General features: G+C 65.5%; 7 protein-coding genes and 1 tRNA gene. 5 read left to right on the forward strand and 3 right to left on the reverse strand.

Annotation, left to right across the window (positions count from 1 at the left end):
* Nucleotide 1: 1 nt before the first annotated feature.
* Nucleotides 2-541 carry a cold-shock protein gene (locus tag QN347_RS13395; RefSeq protein ID WP_229839276.1) on the reverse strand — a complete coding sequence of 180 codons (540 nt, stop codon included), beginning with the start codon at nucleotides 539-541 and terminating at the stop codon, nucleotides 2-4.
* Nucleotides 542-695: 154 nt separating this feature from the next.
* Nucleotides 696-1,247 carry a regulatory protein RecX gene (locus tag QN347_RS13400; RefSeq protein WP_322160505.1) on the reverse strand — a complete coding sequence of 184 codons (552 nt, stop codon included), beginning with the start codon at nucleotides 1,245-1,247 and terminating at the stop codon, nucleotides 696-698.
* Nucleotides 1,248-1,372: 125 nt separating this feature from the next.
* On the opposite strand from QN347_RS13400, the gene QN347_RS13405 reads away from it, so the two are divergent.
* The 5 genes from QN347_RS13405 to nusG all read left to right on the forward strand — a co-directional run bounded on the left by QN347_RS13405 (nucleotide 1,373) and on the right by nusG (nucleotide 6,749).
* Complete coding sequence (locus tag QN347_RS13405) at nucleotides 1,373-3,154, forward strand: fatty acyl-AMP ligase (protein WP_322160506.1); 1,782 nt, start codon at nucleotides 1,373-1,375, stop codon at nucleotides 3,152-3,154.
* A 103-nt stretch (nucleotides 3,155-3,257) separates the two neighbouring features.
* The gene (locus QN347_RS13410; RefSeq protein ID WP_322160508.1) at nucleotides 3,258-5,612 is read left to right on the forward strand and encodes a putative bifunctional diguanylate cyclase/phosphodiesterase; all 2,355 of its coding nucleotides are present in this window, start codon (nucleotides 3,258-3,260) and stop codon (nucleotides 5,610-5,612) included.
* Nucleotides 5,613-5,659: 47 nt separating this feature from the next.
* Nucleotides 5,660-5,736, forward strand: a tRNA-Trp gene (locus QN347_RS13415).
* Nucleotides 5,737-5,992: 256 nt separating this feature from the next.
* A complete protein-coding gene (gene secE / locus QN347_RS13420) occupies nucleotides 5,993-6,190 on the forward strand; it encodes a preprotein translocase subunit SecE (protein ID WP_029625164.1) in 198 nt (65 codons plus the stop codon).
* 16 nt (nucleotides 6,191-6,206) lie between these two features.
* Nucleotides 6,207-6,749 (forward strand): transcription termination/antitermination protein NusG, encoded by a 543-nt coding sequence (nusG, locus tag QN347_RS13425; RefSeq protein WP_010185156.1) that lies wholly within the window; start codon nucleotides 6,207-6,209, stop codon nucleotides 6,747-6,749.
* A gap of 278 nt (nucleotides 6,750-7,027) precedes the next feature.
* On the opposite strand, the gene QN347_RS13430 is transcribed toward nusG, so the two are convergent.
* Nucleotides 7,028-7,756 carry a Crp/Fnr family transcriptional regulator gene (locus QN347_RS13430; RefSeq protein WP_133190048.1) on the reverse strand — a complete coding sequence of 243 codons (729 nt, stop codon included), beginning with the start codon at nucleotides 7,754-7,756 and terminating at the stop codon, nucleotides 7,028-7,030.
* Nucleotides 7,757-7,906: the final 150 nt, after the last annotated feature.

Genomic DNA, 7,906 nt, shown 5'->3' on the forward strand with positions numbered 1-7,906 from the left:
CTTAGCCTTCCTCTTCGACCGCCACCGCAAGCGGCCCCTTGTCGCCCGCGCTCATCCTTGCGCGCAGCCGTTGGCCGGGCTCGACCTCGGCAAAGCCTGCACGCCGCAGCGTTTCGACATGGACGAAGATATCGCCCGAATCGCCATCGCGCATCAGGAAACCATAGCCCTTGAGACGATTGAACCATTTCACCGTCACCGGTTCAAAAGGCCCGGCCTGGTCGAGCAAGCCGAGCACATCGTTCCGCAGCGCGTCGCTGCGCGGGCGCTGGAGCGGCTCGATCGCGTTGGAAAGGTCGATCGACAGGATCTCGGTCGCCTGCAAGCCACGGTCGCGCATTCCGGCGAGGCATTCGAGCCGCGCGCCCTCGGGCAGGCTGCGGCGGTTATGCGGGCGCAGCACCGAAAAATGGATCAGGATGTCGCCGACCGACGCATCGTCCGCGACGAGAAAGCCGAACCCCCGCGTCATATCGAACCATTTGAGCACGCCAGTATAGACGCGCGCGGAATCCGACGACTCTGCGCCGGAAAACTCCATCTCTTTTTTCCAATCCAGCGCCCCAAGCGCCGGAATCGTTTCGTTGCGCATCGCCACTTCCCCCGACACAATAATAAGCACGGTCTGAGCGCGAAGCAATATCTTCCGCCCTTCGGTCCGAACCGGTACTTTTATTTGAACTATACAGGATTCATTAGCTGAGCGTATCGAAAACTTCGCCGGGGGCCATCGCGGCAATCCGTCGGGCAAGGGCATAGTCATGGCCGGCGCGAATCATCGCGGCGATATGCTTCTCACGCAGCGGACGCTCGGCCTGCGCCAGCGCGAACGGGCCGATCCGCTTGCGGCGCGCAAACGCCAGCGCGGTCTCGAGAGCGCGCTCCTCAACCGCGGGAACGATCGCCGCGCTGTCGGCCTCGTCGATCCCGTCATGGTGCAGTGCGCCCGTCACGCGCCGCTTGCCCAAGCCCCGCCGCCCCATCGCCGCGGCGCGCGCCTCGCCAAAGGCGCGATCGTCGATATAGCCGAGTTCGGCGAGCTTTTCGGCGAGCGCTTCGGGCGCCGCGTGCGCCCCGTCCCAGCCGCGCTCGCGGATCTTGCGGACGAGGTACGCCGTCAACCGGGCACGCGTCGTCGCAAAGCGCTCGACATAGCGTAAAGCGAGCCGTTCGAGCGCCGCCGCATCTAACGGCGGCGCAACGCGTATCTCTTTGCGAGCGGATCGTTTCGGGGCTTGATCGTGCATGACGCCATCATTGTGCCATAGTCGGTCCCGATTTTGAACGCTTGGCATAAGCAGGGGTGCGTGCTGAAGACGAGACATAGAGGCGCGGCCAACGCAGGATGCCGCGATCAAGGGCGCAAAGACCAATGAATTTCAAGACGATAGATACGCAGTCGGACGAGCGGAAGGGTGCAGCCGCTCCGCCTGCCCTGCTCGCGACGCCGACCGAAGACACGCTTTTGCGTCGTTTTGCCGATTTCGAAACGCTGGGGGCAGCGCTCGATTATGCCGCAACCGGCGTCCGTGGCCTGAATTTTCATGATGCCCGCGGCGCGCTCGCGCGGCCCTATCCGTTCGCCGAACTGCGCGAGGATGCGCAGGTGGTCGCGCGTCGCCTCATCGCATCGGGAATCCGGCCCGAGGACCGCATCGCCGTCGTCGCCGAGACCAGCCCCGAATTCGCCGCGCTTTTCTTCGGTGTCATCTACGCTGGCGCCTGGCCCGTCCCGCTGCCGCTGCCGACATCGTTCGGCGGGCGCGATTCGTATATCGAGCAATTGCGCGTCCAGCTCACCAGCTGTGATCCCACCCTGCTGATCTACCCGCCCGAGCTCGCGCAGATGGGCGCCGACGCTGCGAAGGTCGCGGGCATCACCGGCATCGACTGGTCGGAACTCGCGATGCGCGCCGCGCCCGACGTCGCGCTGCCGCAGGCCAAGGGCGACGACATCGCCTATCTGCAATATTCGAGCGGCTCGACGCGCTTCCCGCACGGCGTCGCGATCACGCACCACGCCTTGCTCAACAATCTCGCGGCGCACGCGCATGGCATGCAGCTCATCGACGGCGATCGCTGCATCTCGTGGTTGCCCTGGTATCACGACATGGGGCTGGTCGGCTGCTTCCTCTCGCCGGTCGCCAACCAGGTCTCGACCGATTATCTCAAGACCGAGGATTTCGCGCGGCGTCCGCTCGCGTGGCTCGACATGATCAGCCGCAACCCGGGCACCTCGATCAGCTATTCGCCGACCTTCGGCTACGACATTTGCGCACGCCGCATGTCGAGCCAGACCAAGGCGTCCGAGCGCTTCGACCTGTCGCGCTGGCGGCTCGCGGGCAATGGCGCCGACATGATCCGCCCCGACGTGATGCAGAGCTTCGTCGACGCCTTCGCCGATGCCGGCTTCAAGGCGAGCGCCTTCCTGCCGAGCTACGGTCTGGCCGAAGCGACGCTCGCCGTCTCGATCATGCCCCCGACCGAAGGCATCCGCGTCGAGCTGGTCGAGGAAACGCAGCTTTCGGGCGTCGCCGCCGGCGAGGACCGGCCGCAGCGCTACCGCGCGATCGTCAATTGCGGCAAGCCGGTGCGCGACATGAAGGTCGAGATCCGCGAAGAGGACGGCACCCCGCTCCCCGAGCGCGCGATCGGCAAATTGTGGTGCTCGGGCCCCTCGGTGATGGTCGGCTATTTCCGCGACCAGGCTTCGACCGACGCGTGCCTCGTCGACGGCTGGCTCGACACCGGCGACATGGGGTATCTGAGCGACGGCTATGTCTACATCGTGGGTCGCGCCAAGGACATGATCATCATCAACGGCCGCAACCACTGGCCGCAGGACATCGAATGGGCGGTCGAGCAGCTCCCCGGTTTCAAGGCGGGCGACATCGCTGCCTTTGCGATCACCACGCCGGGCGGCGAGGAAACCCCCGCGGTGCTCGTCCAGTGCCGCAGCTCGGACGATGCCGAGCGCGTCCGCCTGCGCGAGGAAATCCGCGAGCGCGTCCGCTCGGTGACGGGCATGAACTGCGTGATCGAACTGATCCCGCCGCGCACGCTGCCGCGCACCAGCTCGGGCAAGCTCAGCCGCGCCAAGGCGCGCAACCTCTATCTCAACGGCGATATCAAGCCGTACGACCTGGCGGCGTAAGCCCCGCCGCTGCGGATAGGGCGCGCGCGGATACGCCGCGCCCCTCCCCGGCAAACGCCTGCGCCTAACCTTCCGGTAAGGCTCCTTGCGGTATAGCGGGCGCGTGAGCACCGAAAACACATCCCAATTCGCCAAGCCGCATATCGACGCGCGAGCACTGCTTGGGCTGTACGATCCGGCGGACACCACCGACTGGGCGCCGATCCGCGCGGCGCAAGTCCATGCCGGTGGGCAGTTGGCGCTGTTCTTGCTCGCCGCCAACGTGATCGGTGCAGCGATGGTCACACTGATTCTCCAGCGAAGCGCACCGCTTTGGGCGCTCGCTTGCTGGGGTGCGGTGGTCGCCGCGATTTCGGTCGCGATCACCTTCCGCCGGCTTGCCGCCAAGCAGCGCGGCGCGGCGACGCTCGCCGCCGTGCGCGACACCGTGATCGAGGGCATCGCGCTCGCCACAATCTGGTCGGTCCCGCCGCTCGCGTTCGGGTTCAACCCCGACGTCGGCACGGCGCTCGGGCTGTGGATCGTGCTGTCGGTGCTGATGACTGCATCCGCTGTCGCGATGGCGGCACTCCCGCTCGCGACGTTGAGTTTTCTCGGCATCCTCGGCCTGGCGATTTCGGTCATGGTCCTGCGCATCGCCGGGCCGGTCCTTGCCGCCTCGGTCGCCTTGTTCACCACGCTGCTGATGATCGGCTGCTTCACGCGGGCGCGTTCGCTCGTGCTCATCCGCTCGGGCGAGATCGCGCTTGCCGAGCGCGACGAGACCGTCAGCCTTTTGCTGCGCGAAGCGAAGCAGGACGAGAGCGCCGACTGGCTGTGGGAAACCGATGCTGCGCGCCGCGTCGTGCGCGCATCGCCGCGCTTTGCCTTGTCAGTCGGGCTCGACCCCGTTGGCGTGAACGGCAAGTCGCTGCTCGAAGTGCTCGCCGGGAAGACCTGGGATTCGGGCAGTTTCGCGCCTGCGCTGCGCACGCTTGCCGAAAATCTCAAAGGCCGCACGGCGTTTCGCGGGCTCGTGCTGCCGGTCAACGTCGCCGAGCAGGAGCGCTGGTACGAAATCGCCGCCAACCCGCGCTATGACGAGCACGGTGCATTCCTTGGCTTTCGCGGCGTCGGCGCCGACGTCACCGAACAGCGCGCCTCAGCCGACAAGATCAACCGCATGGCGCGGTTCGACACGCTCACCGGCTTGCCCAACCGCCTCCACGTCAACGAAGCGCTGTCGCACGCGATGGCCGATGCGGAGAAATGGGGCAGTCGCTGCGCCTTCATGATGATCGACCTCGATCGCTTCAAGGCGGTCAACGACACGCTGGGTCACCCGATCGGCGACCGCTTGCTGAGCCGTGTCGCCGAACGCCTCACGACGCTGATGGGCGCGAACGAAGTCATCGGACGGCTCGGCGGCGATGAATTCGCCGTCGTGGTGCGCGACGCGAGCGATACGCAACGACTCGAGACGCTCGCGCAGACGATCGTCGACGCACTCGCCCGCCCGTACGATATCGATCATCACACCCTCTACACCGGCGCAAGCGTCGGCGTCGCGACCGGCCCGCGCGATGGCCGCACCACCGAGATGCTGATTCGCTCGGCCGACCTTGCGCTGTACCGCTCGAAGGACGCCGGCGGCGGCAAATTCCACCATTACGAACCACAGCTCCACGTCGCGGCCGAAGAACGCCGGGTGCTCGAACAAGCGCTGCGCAAGGCGCTGACCAATGACGAGCTGCACCTCACCTACCAGCCGGTCGTCGATGCCGGGAGCGGCCGACTGACGGGGTTCGAGGCGCTGGTGCGCTGGACGCATCCCGAGCTCGGGCCGATCTCGCCGGTCAAGTTCATCCCGCTCGCCGAGGATGCACGACTGATTGCGCCGATCGGCGAATGGGTGCTGCGCTCGGCATGTGCCGAAGCGGCGAAATGGCCGGGCGACGCGCGCGTCGCGGTCAACGTCTCGCCCGAACAGCTCCACAATCCGGGGTTCGTCGCGGTGGTCGCCTCGGCGCTGGCGAACAGCGGGCTGCCCGCACGCCGGCTCGAGCTCGAAGTGACCGAAAGCGTGTTCATGCGCGACGATACCGGCGCGGTGAAGGTGCTCGAACGGATCCTCGATCTCGGCGTGCGCTTGAGCCTCGACGATTTCGGGACGGGCTATTCGTCGCTCGGCTATCTCAGCCGTACGCGCTTCTCGACGATCAAGATCGACCGCAGCTTCGTCATCAGCGCATCGAAGAAGGTGCCCGAGGCGATCGCGATCATCCGCGCGGTGGTCGCACTCGCGCAGAGTCTCGGCATGGCGACAACGGCCGAAGGGGTCGAGACCGAGGACGAGCATCTGATGGTCCAGGAATTGGGCTGCACCAAGGTCCAGGGCTATTATTTCGGCCGCCCGCTCCCGGTCGAGGAAGCGCGCGTCCTGGCGGCGCGTGCAGCGCAGAATCGCGAAGCTGCATGAGGGTGCTTGCAGCGGAGGCAACCTCTCGCTAAACGAGCCCACCTGATAGGGGTGTAGCTCAGTTGGTTAGAGCGTCGGTCTCCAAAACCGAAGGCCCTCGGTTCGAGTCCGAGCTCCCCTGCCAGCCGCCGCGCGCACGAGATTAGCGAAGCTAATCCCGAGACGCGCAAGGCCGGCCGGCGGGTCGCTACAGCGATCCCGTCCGACGAGTAACCGGATTTACTCCGGTGACCGCCCCCCGCCCCGCCGCTTGATTTCGTACCGCACACGCGCTACGCCGCTATCATTCCGAAATTGGGAATTCTCGTCATCGGGCCTTGGCAGGTCCGGACGGCGGGCCCATGTCCGTTTCGGCTAAAAAGAACATGAGTGCACAGACCGTGGCGAAGACGACCCCCCTCGAATTCATCCGACAGGTCCAGGCCGAGACCAAGAAGGTCGTGTGGCCGACCCGGCGCGAGACGATCATGACCGGCGTGATGGTCGTCATCATGACGACGCTGCTCGGCCTGTTCTTCTTCATCGTCGACACCGGCTTCGAGGCGATCGTCCACCTGCTGCTCAGCCTCGCCAAATAATCTAGGTAAAAGACACATGGCACGCTGGTACATCATTCACGCGTATTCGGGTTTCGAGGGCAAGGTCCGCGATTCGATCATGGCCGAGGCGACCCGCATGGGCCTCGAGCAGCTCGTCGAGCAGATCGAAGTCCCGACCGAGACGATCACCGAGGCGCGCCGCGGCAAGAAGATCCTCGTCGAGCGCAAGTTCATGCCGGGCTACGTGCTCGCCAAGCTCAACATGAACGACGACGTCTATCACCTCGTCAAGAACACCCCGAAGGTGACCGGCTTCCTCGGGCCGAACGGCAAGCCGCAGGCGATTCCGGAATCGGAAGCGGCGCGGATGCTCAGTACCAAGGACGAAGCCGCCGCTGCCGCGCCCAAGCAGAAGGTCAAGGTCGACTTCGAGATCGGCGATTCGGTCAAGGTGCTCGATGGTCCGTTCGCAAGCTTCAACGGCATCGTCGAAGAGCTCGATTTCGATCGCAGCCGCGTCAAGGTGTCGGTGTCGATCTTCGGGCGTGCGACGCCGGTCGAGCTGGAATTCGAGCAGGTCGAACGCAGCAAGTCGTAAGTCGGAAGGCCGCACGCAGATAGCGCAAGCTATCTGCGAGACGGCCCCGACCGGCCGGCGGGTCGCGGCACGCGAACCCGTCCGACGCCAGACGCGGGATTTACTCCCGCGTCCCTGCCCCCAAGGCTCCCCCTATTCCCAAACTGTCACCCCGAGCTCGTCCCGGGGTCCACCGGGATACGCGCACTACGACCGCAGCACGCGCGGCACGGTGGGCCCCGGCACAAGGCCGGGGTGACGGTGGAGGGTAATTATGGGCCGAGACGCGCGACCCCGGCTCAATCCTCCAGCAAGTTCAAATGCAGATAGGCCGATTGAAAATCGGCCACTGAGCGCAGCCGCACCGCGTCGAGAATCACGATCGTCCGCGCGCGCCGCGCGATCAGCCCGTCCTGCTCGAGCAGCTTGAGCATCCGGTTGACGTGCACTGGGGTCAGCCCGAGCGCATCGCCGATCTGTTCCTGCGTCATCGGCAGCGTGTCGCTATCGCCGCTCGCCGCATTGACCACTTCGAGCCGCACCGCGCATTCGCACAACAGATGCGCCAGCCGCATCTGCGCGTCGCGCCGTCCGATATTGGCGATCCATTCCCACGCAATCGACCCGTCGACCAGCGTGTCGAGCCAGAAGGCGTGCGCGATTGCGGGGTATCGTGCCGCAATATCAAGCAAGTCGACGCGCGGGATCCGCGCCATCGTGATCGCGGTCAGCGCCTGGACGCTGTGATCGGCGATCTTGAGCAGCGAGTTCTGCAGATCGACCGCGTCGCCCGGCACTTGCAGCGCGATGATCTGCCGCCCGCCGTCACCGACGATCTTCTGGCGATAGGCGAAGCCCTCGAGCAGCACGCAGGTGAAGTCTGCGCGCTCACCCTGACGGACGAGATAGTGGCCCGGCTCGAGCGTCTTGACGGTGAAGGGCAGCCCCAGCAACGCCGCCTCGTCAGCGGCGTCGAACCGACTGCGTCGCTTCAGCTTGACCAGCAATCGCTGGAGGGTGTCTGTCATGGATCGTTCCCGGTCACGGCGGGAGCGCAAAACTCTCAGTCATCGGACGCCAAGAAGCTCGATGATTGCGCGGTATACTCCGTCTGCTTGACGACCCGCAAAATCGTCGCTCGCTCAAGCCATGATTCTGTAATCTGCAGGATCGATGAC

The organism is Sphingomonas sp. 10B4 (genome assembly GCF_035019905.1).
GTDB lineage: Bacteria > Pseudomonadota > Alphaproteobacteria > Sphingomonadales > Sphingomonadaceae > Sphingomonas > Sphingomonas glacialis.

Coding starts and splice junctions, on each gene's coding strand:
- QN347_RS13405 (WP_322160506.1), top strand. CDS start 1,373: ATGAATTTCAAGACGATAGATACGCAGTCGGACGAGCGGAAGGGTGCA.
- QN347_RS13395 (WP_229839276.1), bottom strand. CDS start 541: ATGGAGTTTTCCGGCGCAGAGTCGTCGGATTCCGCGCGCGTCTATACT.
- QN347_RS13400 (WP_322160505.1), bottom strand. CDS start 1,247: ATGCACGATCAAGCCCCGAAACGATCCGCTCGCAAAGAGATACGCGTT.
- nusG (WP_010185156.1), top strand. CDS start 6,207: ATGGCACGCTGGTACATCATTCACGCGTATTCGGGTTTCGAGGGCAAG.
- QN347_RS13430 (WP_133190048.1), bottom strand. CDS start 7,756: ATGACAGACACCCTCCAGCGATTGCTGGTCAAGCTGAAGCGACGCAGT.